The sequence below is a fragment of the Delftia sp. WY8 genome, from assembly GCF_018437695.1.
GTDB classification, from domain to species: domain Bacteria; phylum Pseudomonadota; class Gammaproteobacteria; order Burkholderiales; family Burkholderiaceae_C; genus Comamonas; species Comamonas tsuruhatensis.
On the sequence record NZ_CP049795.1, the window covers coordinates 3,763,029 to 3,778,964 of the forward strand.

Here is a 15,936-nt window from a genome sequence, read left to right on the forward strand (position 1 = left end):
GAATGGTGGAATCTTTCGCGTCCTTGTTAGGGAGGTAACAATAAGTGTCTTCAAAAAATACCGCTTCAGATGAGGCGGTATTTCCTGGGGGCGTGCCGTGCGCCAGCGAAAGAGGTGATCACTCAGGCCTGAGCCCCGCCACGCGCCATCAGCTTGAACGTCCCCGTGGCCAGGGCCACCAGGGTGCCGTCCTCGGAGCGCACTTCGCCGCGCGCGAAGCTGATGGAGCGGCCGCGCCGCTCGCAGTGGGCGGTGGCGATGAGATCGCCGCTGCCGGCCGAGACGTAGTGCAGCGTGAGATCGATGGTGGCCACGCCGAAGGCCGTGGGGTCATGCGAGCGGCAGGCCGAGGCCAGGGCGCAGTCCAGCAGCGAGGCAATGGCGCCGCCGTGCACGTCGCCGCGGCTGTTGGCCTGGTCCGGTTGAAAGCCCATGCGGATCTGGGCGCGGTCATCGCCGATGCGTTCACCGCTGAGCTTCATGGCGCGGGCCATGGGCATGGGCAGGCCGAAGAGGATGCCGGGCGCCTCGCCTTCGAAGGGGTTGGCCGGGTGGTCTTTGATGGGTGTGTTCATGCGGGCAATCATCGCATCGGCATGACTCAATCCACCCGTGCACCTGTCGATTTGACGACAGTGGCCCAGCGCGTGATTTCCTTGTCGATATGCGCCTGCAGCGCCTCGGGCGTGGAGCCCACGGGCTCGTAGCCGCCGGCGGCCAGCTGGGCCTGCAGCGCGGGCTGGCGCAGGGCGGAGGCGATCTCGCGGCTCAGGCGCTGGGTGGCTTCGGCGGGCGTGCCGGCCGGCGCGATGACGGCGTACCAGCCGGTCACGTCGAAGCCTGCGATGCCCTGCTCCTGGATGGTGGGCACCTCGGGCGCCAGCGCCGAGCGCTGCGGGCTGGTGACGGCCAGCGCGTGCATGCGCCCGCTGCGGATATGGGGCATGGAGGTGGAGATGCTGTCGAAGGTCAGGTCGATGTCGCCGGCCAGCATGGCGTTGACCACGCCCGCGCTGCCCTTGTAGGGCACATGGGTCATGCGCACGCCTGCCATGGAGCCGAAGTACTCGGCCGCCAGATGCCCCGTGTTGCCGTTGCCCGCCGAGCCGAAGGTGAGCTTGCCGGGGTTGGCCTTGGCGGCCTGGATGAGTTCCTGGATGTTCCTGGCCGGCAGCTTGCTGCTGGCGGCAACCACCATGGGCAGGTTGGCCACCAAAGACACGGGCGCGAAGTCGCGGCGGGTGTCGTAGGGCAGCTTGGGATAGAGGCTGTCGTTGATGGCATGGGCGGCCAGCACCATGAGCACGGTGTAGCCATCGGGCCTGGCGCGCGCCACGTATTGCGAGGCCAGCGTGCCGCCTGCGCCGGGCTTGTACTCCAGCACCACGGGCTGGCCCAGCTGCTGCTGCAGCTGCACGGCCAGAGGGCGGCCCAGCAGGTCGGCACTGCCGCCGGGTGGATAGGGAATGACCAGCTGGATGGGCTTGGCAGGCCAGGCCTCGGCAGCATGGGCGGCCGGGGCCAGCAGGGCGCAGGTCGCCAGGGCCAGGCAGGACAGCAGGCGGCGGCGCGGGAGTGGGTGCATGGGCATGGGGGGACTCCGTTTCATGAAGTGGACAGGGCGCCGGCCTGGTACTGCTCGCGCAGCGCGCGCTTGAGCACTTTGCCGATCTCGCTGCGCGGCAGGCTGGCGGCCAGCCGCAGCTCGGCCACGCGCTGGGTCTTGCCCACGCGGGCGTTGAGCCATTCGCGCAGCTCGGCGGCCGAGGGTGTGGCATCGGGGCGCGCCACGGCGTAGGCCACGGGGGTCTCGCCCCAAGCATCGGAGGGCACGCCGATTACCGCGCATTCGGCCACCTGCGGGTGCTGCAGCAGCACGGACTCGATGTCGCTCGGGTAGACGTTGAAGCCGCCCGTGATGATCATGTCCTTCTTGCGGTCGCCCAGCACGATGAAGCCGTCCTCGTCCAGGCGGCCCACGTCGCCGCTGCGGATGAAGCGCAGGCCCTGGGCATCGAACCATTCGGCCTCCTGCGTCTTGTCGGGCAGGCGGTGGTAGCCGCTCATCATCCCGGCCGAGCGGCCCACGATCTCGCCCTGCTCGCCGGGCGGCAGTTCACGGCCCTGCTCATCGATGAAGCGGATGTCGGCGCCCGGTCCCGGCCTGCCCACGGTGTGCAGCTTGTCGGGGAAGTCATGGCAGTGCAGCTCGCAGCGCACGCCGCCTTCGGTCATGCCGTAGTACTCGATGAGCCGTCCGGGCCAGCGGCGCAGCACCTCGGCCTTGAGCGCGGGATGGAACGGTGCGCTGGTGCAGAACTTGTGCTGCAGGCGGCTCAGGTCGGCGCTGTCGAACCCCGGGCACTGCATCAGCCGCTGGTACTGCACGGGCACGAGCATGGTGTGGGTGGCACGGTGGCGCTCGGCCAGTTCCAGGTAGTGCGCCGCGTCGAACTTGCGCATCAGCACCAGGGTGCCGCCCAGCCCCAGGGTGGGCAGGGCCGCGACCAGGGTGGTGTTGGAGTACAGCGGCGTGGCGCACAGCGAGACGGCATCGGGCCCGTAGCCGTTGTGGATGGCGCGCTGCACATGGGCCCAGCGCATGGCCCAGGACTGGACGATGCCCTTGGGCACGCCCGTGGTGCCCGAGGAGTAGATGACGTTGAAGGGCCAGTCGGGCTGGGGGTGGATGGGCGTGGGTGCCGTGCCATGGTCCGCTTCGTCCGCAGCCAGCCATTGCGACCACGGCATGCCGGCTTCGACAGCGCCGTCCAGGGCCACGCATTGCAGATCCTGTCCGGCCTGCAGCGGCCATTGCGCGGCGGTTTCCGCATCGCGCAGCACCAGCCGGGCGCCGCAGTTGTCCAGCATGGCGCTCAGGTGGCCGGCCGTGGCCGACGGGGCCAGCGGCGCCACGGCCACGCCCGCGCGCAACGCACCCAGGAAGGCCAGCACGTACTCGGGCGAGCTGCCCGCGCAGATGGCCACCACGTCGCCGGGGCCCAGGCCCTGGCGTTGCAGGCGCAGGGCCACGCGGTCCATGCCTAGGCGCAGCGCGGCGTAGTCGAGGCTGCGGCCGTCCATGGCCAGGGCGGTGTGGTGGGGGCGCTGGCTGGCCTGCAGCGCGACGAGTTCGGGCAGCGAGCCAAAGGGCTGGCGCAGCAGGGCGGCGATGTCTTCTTGCATGGGAGGGGAGGGACGGACGGGAGGGGAGAACTATTCCAGCGACAGGCCTGCGGCCTTGACGATCTGGGCCCAGCTCTTGCGTTCCTGGGCGATGAAGGCGTCGTACTCGGCCGGTGTCTCGCCACCGGGCACGCCGCCCAGGTCGGCAAAGCGCTGGCGCACCTCGGCCGTCTGCATGGCGCGCCGGGCCGACTGCTGGATGCGCTCGACCACGGCATCGGGCGTGCCGGCAGGGGCCAGCAGCCCGAACCAGGCCGTGACCTGCATGGGCACGCCGGCCTCGGTCATGGTGGGCACCTCGGGCAACTGGGCCGAGCGCGTGGCGCTGGTGATGGCCAGCGCACGGAACTTGCCGCTCCTGATGTGCGGCATGGAGCTGGGCAGGTTGTCGATCATGTAGTCCACCTGCTGGCCCAGCAGCGCCGTGACCGCAGGCGCGGCCCCGGGAAAGGGCACGAGCGTGACCTCGATGCCGGCCTTCTGGCGGAACATCTCAGAGGACATGTGCGGCGACTGGCCCACGCCCGACGTGGACACGTTCAGGCGCCGGGTCCTGGCCAGCTCCACCAGCTCGCGCACGCTGCGCACGGGCGAATCGGCATGGACCACGAGGATGTTGGGCACGGAGATCACATTGGTGATGCCGCGCAGATCGCTTTCCTTGTAGCTGAGCTGCTTGTACAGGCTGAAATTGATGGCCACCGGGCCGATGTTGCCCATGAGCAGCGTGTAGCCATCGGGCCTGGCGCGCGCCACCTGGGCCGTGCCGATGCTGCCGCCGCCACCGCCCTTGTTCTCCACCACCACCGAGGTGCCCAGGTCCTTGCCCATCTTCTCGGCCAGCACGCGCGCGGCAATGTCCGTGGTGCCGCCAGCGGCGGCCGGCACCACGATGGTGATGGGGCGTTCAGGCCAGGCCGCCGCCAGCGCGGCGGCAGGAGCCAGGGAGAAAAAAGGCAAAGCGGCCAGCAGGGCCAGCAGGCTGCGGCGGACGGTCATGGGCAGTCTCCAGTTCACTGCCCGCAACGATAGAAAACCCTGGGCCACAGGGCACCAGGGTTTGACTGGAGATCCGCTTCGCCATTCGGAAACCCGCGCTTAGGCCCACTGGAACGCGTGCTAACCCCTTGCCGAAAAGGCGGCCACAAGAAAAAAGGCGCCGAAGCGCCTTTCATTGACCGTGTGGTGCACAGCGCCAAAAACTGGCGCGTCCCAAGTCAGGGACACCGAGCAAGGGCCGCCCTGCCGCGAGGGTGTCGTCCCCCTCCCTTGCGAAGCAAGCAGAGAGGGGGGGAAGGCGCGTCCGCACCTCAGGGGGTGATCAGGGATACAGTCCCCGCATTTCGCGGGCATGCAGGATGCGCTGGCAGGCCACGATGAAGGTGGCGGTGCGCAGCGTCACGCCGTGCTGCTGGGCCACCTGCCAGATGGCCGCGAAGGCGTCCTGCATGATGCGCACCAGGCGGGCGTTGATCTCGTCCTCGCTCCAGAAGAAGCTGGAGAAGTCCTGCACCCATTCGAAGTAGCTCACCGTCACGCCGCCGGCATTGGCCAGCACGTCGGGCAGCACCAGCACGCCCTTTTCGGTCAGGATGTCGTCGGCCTCGGTGGTGGTGGGGCCGTTGGCGCCCTCGATCACCATCTTGGCCTTGATCTTGCCGGCGTTGTCCTTGGTGATCTGGCCTTCCAGTGCGGCGGGGATCAGGATGTCGCAGTCCACGCCCCAGAAATCGGCAGCGTCCATGGCTTCGGCGCCGTCAAAGCCGCCCACGCCGCCCTTGGCGGCCACGTGGGCCAGCAGGGCCGTCACATCCAGACCGTTGGCGTTGCGGATGGTGCCGGTGTGGTCCTGCACGGCCACGACCTTGGCGCCCGCGTCGGCGAACAGCTTGCCGGCCGTGCCGCCCACGTTGCCGAAGCCCTGCACGGCAATGCGCGCGCCCTGGACCGACAGGCCGGTCAGCTTGGCCGCTTCCACGCCCACGGTGAACACGCCGCGGCCGGTGGCCTCGACGCGGCCCAGCGAGCCGCCCAGGTCCACGGGCTTGCCCGTGACCACGCCGGTGGCGGTGGCGCCGGTGTTCATGGAGTAGGTGTCCATCATCCAGGACATGATCTGGCCGTTCGTGTTGACGTCAGGCGCTGGAATGTCCTTGGAGGGGCCGATCAGCAGGCCGATCTCGCTGGTGTAGCGGCGCGTCAGGCGCTCCAGCTCACCGCGCGACAGCGTCTTGGGATCGACACGGATGCCGCCCTTGGCGCCGCCGTAGGGCACGTTGACGGCCGCGTTCTTGACCGACATCCAGGCCGACAGGGCCATGACTTCGGACAGGGTCACGTCCTGGTGGAAACGCACGCCGCCCTTGCCGGGGCCGCGGCTCAGGTTGTGCTGCACGCGGTAGCCTTCGTAGTGGGCGATGGTGCCGTTGTCCAGCTCGATCGGCACATCGACGATCAGGATGCGCTTGGGGCGCTTGAGGGTTTCGACCCAGCGGGCGAGATGGCCCAGGTAGGGGGTGACGCGATCGACCTGCTGCAGGTAATTGCCCCAGGGGCCGAGGTGATCGGCCTGCAGGTAGGAAGGGATGGCGTGGTTGGTAACGCCGGCCGAAGCGGGTTGCTGCATGGTGGTTCCACACAAGAGTTGTCTGAGGGTTTTGAGCTTATTCCCGGGGCTATGCGCTGTCCAACGCCTTATGCGCGAGAGCCTTATGCATTTAATGCATAACCATGGGATCGCCTTGTCCAGCGGACAATCGGGGCCGCTTGCGACCCTCCGATGCACACCAAGAAAGCCGCTCCATGACGAACAACCCCCGCACTCCCACAGCCTTGGCCCATGCGCTGCTCCAGGCGCGCCACAGCGGCGAATTGCTGGATGCCGACGACTGGGCCGACGTGGTGCGCACGCCCGCAGATGCGCAGGCCGTGCAGGCCGCCATGGCGCCCGCCCTGGGCTGGCGCGTGGCTGGCAGCCAGCAGGGACCGGGCCGCGTTCCGGGCTATTGGAAGTCTGGCGCGCCGCGCCGCGATGCCCCGCTGACCCATGCGCCGCTGCCCGAAGAAGGCGTCTGGGCCAGTCCTTCGGTGGCCGGTGGCGCGCCGCTGCACCTGCGCGGCATCGAAGCCGAGATCGCCCTGCGCCTGGGCCGCGAGGTGACGGCCGAGATGGCTGCCGCGCTGCAGCCCGGCGATGGGCTGGAGCTGATCGACGGCATCACCGCCGCCATCGAGGTGGTGGATACGCGCTGGCGCCAGCACCTGAAGGCGCCGCCGCTGCTGCTGGCCGCCGACGGCCTGTGCCATGGCGCCCTGGTGCTGGGGCCGTGGCAGGACGCTTCGCGGCTGCTGCCGCGCGAGTCGCCGCGGGACTGGTCTGCCCAGGTCTGCCGGTTGCGCGTGGGTGCGGCGCCGCTGCAGGCGTTCACCGGAACGCATCCGCTGGGCGATCCGCTGTGGCTGCTGGCCGGCTGGTTGCAGGAGCTGGTGCGCCGCTATGGCAACGTGCCCGCAGGCACGGTGGTGACCACGGGCACGTGGAATGGACTGGCCTTTGCCCAGGCCGGCGACCTGGTGGTGGCCGAGCTGGACGGCATCGCCGAGGCCCGCCTGCAGCTGTGAGGCTTCAGGCAGGCCATCGAGTGATCAGGTGATCTTGTAGTCCTTGAGGGCCGGATCGCCGGGCGGAAAGCGCAGTTCCAGGTTGCGCAGCACCTCGCGCAGCAAGGTGGCGATCATGAGGTTGCGGTGCGTCTTGGAGTCGGCCGGCACGATGGTCCAGGGCGCCCAGGGCGTATGCGTGGCGCCCAGCAGCTGGCCGTAGGCCTGCTGGTAGTCCTTCCACTGCGTGCGCACCTTCATGTCGTTCTCGTCGAACTTCCAGTGCTTGGTCGGGTCGTCCAGGCGCTCCTGCAGGCGCATGCGCTGTTCGTCGGCGCTGATGTGCAGCAGGAACTTGACGACCACGGTGCCCGTCTCGCTGAGCATGCGCTCGAAGTCGTTGATGTGGGCAAAGCGCTGGCGCTGCTGCTCGGGTGTGATCCAGCCGTTGACCACGGGCACCAGCACGTCCTCGTAATGGCTGCGGTTGAAGACCGTGATTTCGCCAGCGGCAGGCACCTGCTGGTGGATGCGCCACAGGTAGTCATGGGCGCGCTCGGCCTCGGTGGGGGCCTTCCAGCCCACGGCGTGCACGCCCAGCGCACTCATGCGGCCGAAGACGCCACGGATGGTGCCGTCCTTGCCCGCCGTGTCCGTGCCCTGCAGCACGACCAGCAGCTTGTAGCGGCGGTCGGCGTACAGCAGGTTCTGCAGCGCATCCAGCTCCTCGGCCAGGGCCTCGACGGCGACCTTGTCCTCGGCCTTGCCGTTGCCATTGGAAAAGGGCTTGGCGCCCGGGTCGAAGTCGGCCAGGGCAATGGGCTTGTCCTTGTCCTTGTCCTTGTCGGACTTGGCGGAGCGCGGCTGCCACTGTTCCCAGAGCTTTTGCACGGCCGCATCGCGGCTGGAGAAAGGGTTGGAGGCGTCCATGGATAGAGCGGTGGGTGAGGTGGAATGTCAGGGCCGGGCGCGAATGGATTGCACCTGCAGTTGCGGCTGCGCCATCGAAGGCGCGGCGCCAGCTGCGGGCCTGGGGCCGGGCTGGCCCCGGACTTCCACGTTCTGCCGCTGCCACTGCGTGATCTGCTCGGCGCTCAGGCCCTGGAGCTGCCAGGTCTCGCCGGAGGTGGTCTGCAGAACGGGCTGCTCATGGGGCGCATTGCCGCGCAGCACCAGACGGCCTTGCAGGGTCAGGGGTTGGCCGGCATCCGGCGCGGCGGGCGCGGCCGATGCCGAAGCGGGCGCCGGTGCGGTTGCAGGAGGTGGAGGTGGCGCGGCGCAGGCCGTGGCCAGCAGCGACAGGCTGCCGGCCAGCAGCAGGGGCAGGGCCCGGGCAACTGCGGTATGGGATGTCTGGGTCATGGCGGTCATTGCACGATGGCGGTGAGGGTGGTGCCGGCGGGAACGCGCAACTGCTCCTGGTACAGGCCCTGGGCGTCCGGCTGGCGTACGAAGGGAAAGTGGCCGCGCGCCGCGAGCTGGGCGGGCACGGTGGCGGGCAGGCGGCGTGCCGCCGCATAGCGCTGGCCGTCGATGCCCACCAGGGTGAAGCCCTGGTCCGTGCGTGCGGGCCAGCCGTAGCCGGCCGGGCCGCTGGAAGGCAACAGGGCGATGTTGGACCCCCATCGCTGCAGCGTGACGGGCAACGAGGGGCCACCGGCCTGTGCAATGGCGTTGCCGAGCACCTGCAGCGAGTCGGGCGAGGAGGTGTTCCTCAGCATTTGCTGGTAGAAGCCCACGCCGTGCTGGCGCAGCAGATAGGCGCCCAGGCTGCCCGTGACGTTGTAGCCGAAGCAGGTGGCATTGACATCCGAGGCCCAGCTGGCCAGGTCGCAGTTGAAGCCGGGCTTGGACATCCAGCCGGTGATGCGGCCGTCACGCATGGGATTGGTGCCGGGCGTGAGTCTTTCGGCCAGGATGTCTTCGGACATCAGGGCCGACATCTCTTCCAGGAAGGTGTCGAACATGTAGTCCGAGCCCTTGAGCGCGCCGCGCTGGTAGAAGTTGATCATGTGGATGAACTCGTGCGACAGCGTGCTGATCTGCGTGGTCAGCCCGTTGGCGCCGCCCAGGTACAGCGTTTCCGTGTCCATGTAGAACGACAGCGATTCGTTGCTGTACTGGAACTGCGAGCTGCCGGCCGTGCGCTTGAAGTTGTTCACGGCCCAGAAGTAGCCCAGCAGGCCGTAGGGCTGGCTGTCGGGCGTGAAGTTCACGAACACGATGTCGATCGGCTGGTCGGCCGCGATCAGCTCGCTGTGGGCCTGGGCTCCCCAGGGCTGGCCCGCCAGCCCCGTGACCAGGGCGTGCACGGAATCCGGCCCGCTGGCGAAGCGCTGTATCACGGTGTCCAGCAGGGCGTCGCTGACCTTGGCGCTGCCGTACTCGCTGTCTTCCAGCCACAGATTGATGGTGCGGGTGCCCGTGGGCGTGGGCGCGGTGGTCTGGCGCCGCAGCGTGGCGCTGCGCGTCTCGACCGTGGGGCTTTCCGTGTTGACGAACCAGCTGCGCTGGCTGCCCACGGGCAGCACGGCCGCCGACACCGCGCGCGAGGGCTGCACGCTCTGCCCTGCAACCGGGGCGGGCAGGCTTGGCTTGAAGTCACGTACGCGCTGGGGGATCTGGTTGACCAGCTGCGCAGCGCTCAGCGACTGTTGCGCCGCAATGCCCTGCGCCGCTGCGGCTGGCGGCGTGAGCGTGATGGGCGGCAGGGCCACGGCGGCATCGCCGGTGTTGGTATAGATCAGCGTCACGGGCCGGGTGCCCAGATTGCGCAGGCCCACGGCAACGGGCTGCTCTGCGGCGGTGGCGTTGGTGTAGCTCCAGACGCCGACGCCCTGGCCGGAATAGGTGGTGGCGTCGGTCGCGCCGCACGAGGCGCCCGTGCAGGCGGGGGTCAACTGTGTCGTGATGGAGTCGCCCGGCGTGGAGCCGCCGCCCCCGCCGCCGCAGCCTGCCAGTCCCGCACCCAGTACCAGTGCAACAAGGGCCTTGCCCCCAAAGTGATCTTGAAACATGGGTTCCTCTCGATGGTCCATGTCCAGCCAGAAGAAGGAGGGCGGCCGGACGCTTGCGCCACTATCCCAGGCCTGCCTGCAGGCGGCAAGCACCGGCCGGTTTCCCGCGTGTAGGCGCAGGGCTTGCCTGCAGGTCGCAAGCCGCAGGCCTCACCTGGGCTCCAGCCGCACCGGCACCTGCAACTGCTCCACGAACCGCCGCGCCGCCAGCCCCAGCGGGCGCTCCTTGGACCACACCCAATCGACGAACAGCTGGGTGCCGTTGCTGATGTTGCACAGCGGGATGCGCAGCAGCGCGCCCGTTTGCAGCAGGGGCTCGGCGACGCTGAAGGGCAGCCACCCCCAGCCCAGGCCGGCCGAGATCAGCGACAGGGCCGCCAGGTGGCTGTCCGTGCGCCACAGCTGGTGCGAGAACACGAAGCGCGGATCGGTATGGGCCAGGTCGCGGCTGGCCAGCAGGATCTGGCGCGCGCCGGCCAGCTGGCCCACGTCCAGGCGTTGCTGCCCGTCCACGCCCAGTTGCCGGGCCAGCGGGTGCCTGGCCGCCATCACGGCGACCATGGTTTCCTGGCCCATCTCCTGGAAATCCTCGCGCCCGTCGATGGCCGGGCGCTCGAAGACCAGGGCCAGATGTGCGCGGCCCGAGTGCAGTTCCTTGAGCGCATCGACCTGGGCGGCCACCAGCACTTCCACCTCCAGACCCGGGAATTCCTCGACCAGCGGCTGCAGCGGCGCGGCCCAGGCCGTGGACAGCAGCTCGGGCGCGATCACCAGGGTCAGCCGCTCCTCCAGTCCCTGGTGCAGGGCCAGCGCCTGGTGGTTGAGCTGCTGCAGCTGGGCGGCCAGCAGCCGGGCCTGGGGTTCGAGTGCGCGTGCCGCCGCCGTGGGCCGGGGCTCGCGGCCGCTGCGGTCGAACAGCTGCAGGTCCAGCTCGGCCTCCAGCTGGGCGATGGCCATGCTCACGGCCGAGGGCACGCGGCCCAGCTGGCGCGCGGCGGCGGAAAACGAGCCGTGGTCCAGCACGGCAATGAACAGCGGCACCTGGTCGGCTGGAAAGGACATGGTGGGGACCTGTCAGATTTATTGAAAGAATCTGACTTTAACGTTCAATTGTCGGCATATAGACTGCGCTCCCTATGACCTTGCAGACACACAAAAAGGGCCTCCAGGGGCCCAAGCGCAAAGTGGTCTTCGTGACCCTGTATGAATTGATCGCCATCCTCGCCTCCAGCCTGCTGTTCATGGCCATCGGCCAGAGCGCCGGGCATTCTGGCGGCATGGCGATTGCCGCCTCCACGCTGGCCATCGTCTGGAACCTGACCTTCAACCACCTGTTCGAGCAGTGGGAGTCGCGCCAGAGCGTCAAGGGCCGCTCGGTGCTGCGCCGCGTGGTGCACGCCCTGGGCTTCGAGGGCGGCCTGGCCATGGTGCTGATCCCGCTGATGGCCTGGTGGTTCGGCGTCACGCTGTGGGAGGCCACGGTGATGGAGGCCGGCCTGCTGGTCTTCTTCCTGGTCTACACCTATGTCTTCAACTGGTGCTTCGACCATGTGTTCGGCCTGCCGGCCTCGGCCTCGGCATCCGCTGCGGTGGCACCCCGCGCTCAGGGCGAGCCGGCCTGCAGCAGCTGACCGGCCACGGCGGCGGCGGCCGTGCGGGTCTCCACGCCGAGTTTCTCGAAGATGTGCTCCAGGTGCTTGTTGACCGTGCGCGGGCTCATGCCCAGGATGTCGGCGATGTCGCGGTTGGTCTTGCCCTTGCTCAGCCATGACAGCACCTCGGTCTCGCGCGGGGTGAGCGCCACCTGCTGCAGCCGGCGCGCGGCGGGCGCCTGCGGCGCCTCGTGGCTGAGCAGCACCATCGACTCCCCCAGGCCGCTGGCGCCCATGTGGCGCGCCAGCAACTGGCGGCCATCGGCCAGGGCCAGCGCCAGATCCTGGTGACCGGCCTGGTCCGGCTGGTGGGCACCGGCCAGCCAGTCCCCGGCCGCCTCCATGGGGAAGGGCTGGTCCGCAAAGGCCTCCTCCAGCCAGCGCGCTGCCTGGGGAGAGCGCCAGGCCACGCGGCCCTGGCCGTCGAGCACCACCACCCCCAGCCCCGCCACGTCCACGGCCTCCTGCGCCTGGCGCGTTGCGCGGGCGTTGCGCACATGGGTGGCCAGGCGCACCAGCACCTCGGGGATGCGCAGCGGCTTGACCACGTAGTCCACGCCGCCGCTGGCAAAGCCGCGGATGATCTGGTCCGTGTCCGACAGGCCGGTCATGAAGACCACGGGCACGTGGGCCCAGGCCGGCGTGTCCTTGAGCCGGCGGCACAGCGTGAAGCCGTCCATGCCGGGCATGACGGCGTCCAGCAGCACGCCATCGGGCACGGTCAGGGCAAAGCGCTGCAGCGCCTCGTCGGCATCGCGCGCGGCGAGCACCACGTAGCCTTCGGCGGCCAGGGCATCGCACAGCATGCGAAGGCTGTCCAGCGCGTCGTCCACCACGAGGATGACGTGGGCGTTGTGAGGGGGGTGGCTGGGGTGTCTGCTGCTGTCGGCGGTCGTCATCTGTGGCCTTTGCGGGTTCTCATTCATCGGTCTCCTCTCTTTCTTCGTCTTCTTCATCCTCTTGCTCGGGCCGCGGCAGCATGCGCGCCAGCGCATCGAAGTCGAAGCGGTTCGCGCAGGCCTGCAGCGCATCGAGCAGCGCGGCATGCGCGGGCGCCTGCTGGCGCGCCTGGCGCAGGCGCTCGCGCAGGGCCGTGGCCTGGCCCGAGCGCGCCAGCCGGGCCAGGTCTTCGCGCAGGTCGGGCGGGAAGGGGGCGGCTGCCGGCGCCTGCGCTGCCTTTGCCTCTGCCTGCTCCGCGCGCGGCGCCGGCAGCAGCAACGGGCGGTTGTCATGCACCCATTCGATCCGCAGCACGCGCTCGAGCACCTGCAGCAGCTCGGACTCGATCACCGGCTTGGCGACAAAGCCCTGGCAATGCGCATCGGCCAGGCGCGGCGGGTCGTTGTCGAACAGGTTGGCCGAGACGAAGACCACGGGAAGCTGCTGCGCATCCCGGCGCGCGCGCAGCAGGGCGGCGGTCTGCCAGCCGTCCAGGTCGTCCATGCTGATGTCCAGCAGCACCAGGTCAGGCAGGCTTTGCTCCACGATCTCCAGGCACTCGCGGCCGCTGGCGGCCTCGCGGATCTCGAAGCCCAGCGGCAGCAGCAGGCCGGCCAGCAGCTGGCGCTGCAGCGGCTGGTCGTCCACCACCAGCAGGGTGCGCCGGGGCGGCAGATAGCCGATGACGGTGTGCAGCGTGGCGGCGGCGCCGGGGGGCACCCAGGACGCGTCGGGCGCCATCTCGGGCAGGTACAGGCGCACGGTGAAGCAGCTGCCCTCGCCGGGCGTGCTGCTCAGGGTGAGCTGCCCGCCCATCAGCTCGGTCAGCAGGTGGGTGATGGTCAGCCCCAGGCCCGTGCCCGCCTCGCTGACGCGCCGCCCCGCGCTGCCGCGCTCGAAGGGCACGAAGATGCGCTCCATGTCCTGCGGTTCGATCCCGATGCCGGTATCGATGACCTCGATGCGCGAGACATGGGGCCGGAAATCCATGCGCAGCCGCACCTCGCCGCGCTGGGTGAAGCGCACGGCGTTGGACAGCAGGTTGATCAGGATCTGGCGCAGCCGCTTGGCGTCGGCACGCACCCAGCGCGGCATGGTGCCCAGCGTCTCGACCGAGAACTGCAGCCCCCTGGCCTGGGCCTGGGGCCGCATCATGGCCTCGATGCCGTCGATCAGCGCGGGCAGGGGCAGGGGGGCGAGGTCCAGGCGCAGGCGGCCGGCCTCGATGCTGGCCAGCTCCAGCGATTCGTCGATCAGCGCGCGCAGGTGCTGGCCGCTGTGCTGCATGGTGGACAGGGTCTCGCGCACCCAGCCATCGACCTGCGGGCTCTTGAGCAGGATCTGCGTATAGCCCAGCAGGCTGTTGAGCGGCGAGCGCAGCTCGTGCGTCATGCCCGCCACATAGCGGGTCTTGGCCTGGCTGGCCTGCTCGGCATGGTCCTTGGCGGCCTGCAGCTCGGCATCGGTGCGCTTGTGGGCGGCGATCTCCTGCAGCAGCAGCTGGTTCTGGCGCTCGGACTCGTCCTGGGCCATGCGCCGGCTGTCCGTGCTCAGCACCACCCACCAAGCGGCCACGGCGCACAGCAGGGCCAGCAGCGCGAAGACCTTGAGGAAGGGGATGCGCAGCGCGCCGCCATCGACGCTGCCTGCCTGCAGGCTTTCCTGCATGTAGACCACGCCCACCATGAAGGCCGTCACCGCGCACAGAGACAGCATCACCACCAGGTACTGGCCCGCGCGGAAGTTCACCTTGGTGGCCCACCGCGGCGGCAGCATGGCCGAGGCCAGCGCGCGCAGCTGCTCGCCCGCGCGCGAGCCGGTCTTGCAGCGGTCATGGCAGCGCGACTCCAGCGAGCAGCACAGCGAGCAGATGGGCGCGCCGTAGGCCGGGCAGCGCGCCATGTCCTCGGACTCGAACTGGTTCTGGCAGACGGCGCAGCGCACCGTCTCGCCGGGCTTCCACAGATTGCCTGCGGGCCGTGCCAGGTAGTAGCGCCCGCCCGTCAGCCAGGCCAGCAGCGGCGACAGCAGCATGGACAGCGCCAGCGCGATGAAGGGCGAGAACGCGGCCGCCGTCTCGCCCAGCAGGCCCGCATAGGCGCAGCAGGCCACGGCGGCGGCCAGCAGCATGGCGACGGGTCCCACGGGATTGAAGTCGTACAGATGGGCGCGGCGGAATTCGATGCCCGGCGGGCTCAGCCCCAGCGGCTTGTTGATGACCAGGTCGGCCACCAGCGCGCCCACCCAGGCGATGGCCACGTTGCTGTAGATGGTCAGCACCTTCTCCAGCGCGCCGAACACGCCCAGCGTCATCAGCAAGGTGGCGATGACCACGTTGAACACCATCCAGACCACGCGCCCCGGATGGCTGCGCGTGATGCGCGCGAAGAAGTTGGACCAGGCAAGCGACCCCGCATAGGCATTGGTCACGTTGATCTTGACCTGCGAGATGACCACGAAGACCACGGTCACCGCCACGGCCAGCCCCGGCAGGCCCAGGGCCTGCAGCACCTGCTGGAAGCCCGCCAGGAACATCTGCGTGGGCTCGGCCGCGCGCGTGGCGTCCACCCCCTGCAGCTGCATGGCCGCGAACGCGAGAAAGGCGCCGCCCGCCATCTTGAGCATGCCCATCACGGCCCAGCCCGGGCCGGCCACCAGCACCGCGCCCCACCAGCGCAGCCGGTTGGCCTGGGTGCGCGGCGGCAGAAAGCGCAGGAAGTCCACCTGCTCGCCGATCTGCACCACCAGCGCGAAGATCACGGCTGCCGCCGCGCCGAACATCAGCGGATCGAACTGGCTGCTGCCCGAGCGCAGGCCGGTGAGGCTGGCGAAGTCGCGGTACAGCTGCGGCTGGGCCAGCGCCATCCACACGAAGGGCAGCACCAGCAGGAACAGCCACAGCGGCTGCGTCCAGGCCTGCAGGCGCGAGATCAGCGTGATGCCGCGCATGGCCAGCGGCAGCACCACCAGGGCCGACAGCGCATAGCACCACTGCAGCGGCCAGTCCACCACCAGCTGCAGGGCCAGCGCCATGATGGCCGCCTCCAGCGCGAAGAAGATGAAGGTGAAGACGGCGTAGATCAGCGAGGTGATGGTCGAGCCCAGGTAGCCGAAGCCCGCGCCGCGCGTCAGCAGGTCCATGTCCAGCCCGTAGCGTGCGGCGCAGACGGCGATGGGCAGCCCCGTCAGGAAGATCACCAGCCCCACGGTGACGATGGCCCACATGGCGTTGGCGAAGCCGTAGTTCAGCGCAATGGCGCCGCCGATGGCCTCCAGCGCCAGGAAGGACAGCGAGCCGAAGGCCGTGTTGGCCACGCGGAACTCGCTCCAGCGCCGGAAGCTGCGCGGCGTGTAGCGCAGCGCGTAGTCCTCCATGGTCTCGTCGGCCACCCAGGCGTTGTACTCGCGCCGGAACCGGAAGATGGTCTGCGGCGCGGCTGCGGTGCCGGTGGGGCTGTCGGGCGGGGGGGCGGAGTGCATTCCCAGGTCTAGCAAGAAACGTGCGGGGCCAATGCTGGCGCGGCTTGCAAGAGGGGTATCCG

General features: G+C 69.4%; 13 protein-coding genes. 2 read left to right on the plus strand and 11 right to left on the minus strand.

Features of this window, described 5'->3' with window-relative positions:
- Positions 1-122 precede the first annotated feature (122 nt).
- The 5 genes from G4D77_RS17340 to G4D77_RS17360 form a co-directional block, all read right to left on the minus strand.
- On the minus strand, positions 123-575 hold the full coding sequence (locus G4D77_RS17340; protein ID WP_034348652.1) for a PaaI family thioesterase: 453 nt from the start codon (positions 573-575) through the stop codon (positions 123-125).
- A 26-nt stretch (positions 576-601) separates the two neighbouring features.
- The gene (locus tag G4D77_RS17345; RefSeq protein WP_154833082.1) at positions 602-1,591 is read right to left on the minus strand and encodes a tripartite tricarboxylate transporter substrate binding protein; all 990 of its coding nucleotides are present in this window, start codon (positions 1,589-1,591) and stop codon (positions 602-604) included.
- A gap of 14 nt (positions 1,592-1,605) precedes the next feature.
- Entirely contained in the window at positions 1,606-3,186 is a 1,581-nt protein-coding gene (locus G4D77_RS17350) for a class I adenylate-forming enzyme family protein (protein WP_154833084.1), read from the minus strand.
- A 30-nt stretch (positions 3,187-3,216) separates the two neighbouring features.
- Positions 3,217-4,185, minus strand: coding sequence for a Bug family tripartite tricarboxylate transporter substrate binding protein (locus G4D77_RS17355; protein WP_012202149.1), 969 nt, complete (start codon positions 4,183-4,185; stop codon positions 3,217-3,219).
- A 322-nt stretch (positions 4,186-4,507) separates the two neighbouring features.
- A complete protein-coding gene (locus G4D77_RS17360) occupies positions 4,508-5,812 on the minus strand; it encodes a Glu/Leu/Phe/Val family dehydrogenase (RefSeq protein WP_016450234.1) in 1,305 nt (434 codons plus the stop codon).
- Between the two features lie 176 nt (positions 5,813-5,988).
- Between G4D77_RS17360 and G4D77_RS17365 the strand changes: the two genes are divergently transcribed.
- Complete coding sequence (locus G4D77_RS17365) at positions 5,989-6,807, plus strand: fumarylacetoacetate hydrolase family protein (protein WP_154833086.1); 819 nt, start codon at positions 5,989-5,991, stop codon at positions 6,805-6,807.
- A 24-nt stretch (positions 6,808-6,831) separates the two neighbouring features.
- Here G4D77_RS17365 and G4D77_RS17370 read toward each other — a convergent pair whose 3' ends face one another.
- The 4 genes from G4D77_RS17370 to G4D77_RS17385 form a co-directional block, all read right to left on the minus strand.
- The gene (locus tag G4D77_RS17370; protein WP_154833088.1) at positions 6,832-7,716 is read right to left on the minus strand and encodes a PPK2 family polyphosphate kinase; all 885 of its coding nucleotides are present in this window, start codon (positions 7,714-7,716) and stop codon (positions 6,832-6,834) included.
- Positions 7,717-7,743: 27 nt separating this feature from the next.
- Positions 7,744-8,148 carry a hypothetical protein gene (locus tag G4D77_RS17375; protein ID WP_061287487.1) on the minus strand — a complete coding sequence of 135 codons (405 nt, stop codon included), beginning with the start codon at positions 8,146-8,148 and terminating at the stop codon, positions 7,744-7,746.
- 5 nt (positions 8,149-8,153) lie between these two features.
- Positions 8,154-9,803: a M30 family zinc metallopeptidase gene (locus tag G4D77_RS17380; RefSeq protein WP_154833090.1), complete on the minus strand. Its 1,650-nt coding sequence runs from the start codon at positions 9,801-9,803 to the stop codon at positions 8,154-8,156.
- 150 nt (positions 9,804-9,953) lie between these two features.
- Positions 9,954-10,865 (minus strand): LysR family transcriptional regulator, encoded by a 912-nt coding sequence (locus G4D77_RS17385; protein ID WP_017404947.1) that lies wholly within the window; start codon positions 10,863-10,865, stop codon positions 9,954-9,956.
- A 74-nt stretch (positions 10,866-10,939) separates the two neighbouring features.
- Here G4D77_RS17385 and G4D77_RS17390 point away from each other — a divergent pair, with 74 nt between their 5' ends.
- On the plus strand, positions 10,940-11,434 hold the full coding sequence (locus G4D77_RS17390; RefSeq protein WP_016452173.1) for a PACE efflux transporter: 495 nt from the start codon (positions 10,940-10,942) through the stop codon (positions 11,432-11,434).
- On the opposite strand, the gene G4D77_RS17395 is transcribed toward G4D77_RS17390, so the two are convergent.
- Both G4D77_RS17395 and G4D77_RS17400 read right to left on the minus strand, forming a co-directional pair.
- Complete coding sequence (locus G4D77_RS17395; protein ID WP_154833092.1) at positions 11,407-12,354, minus strand: response regulator transcription factor; 948 nt, start codon at positions 12,352-12,354, stop codon at positions 11,407-11,409. The two genes, G4D77_RS17390 and G4D77_RS17395, sit on opposite strands and share 28 nt — an antisense overlap.
- A gap of 19 nt (positions 12,355-12,373) precedes the next feature.
- The gene (locus tag G4D77_RS17400) at positions 12,374-15,874 is read right to left on the minus strand and encodes a hybrid sensor histidine kinase/response regulator (RefSeq protein WP_154833094.1); all 3,501 of its coding nucleotides are present in this window, start codon (positions 15,872-15,874) and stop codon (positions 12,374-12,376) included.
- Positions 15,875-15,936 lie beyond the last annotated feature (62 nt).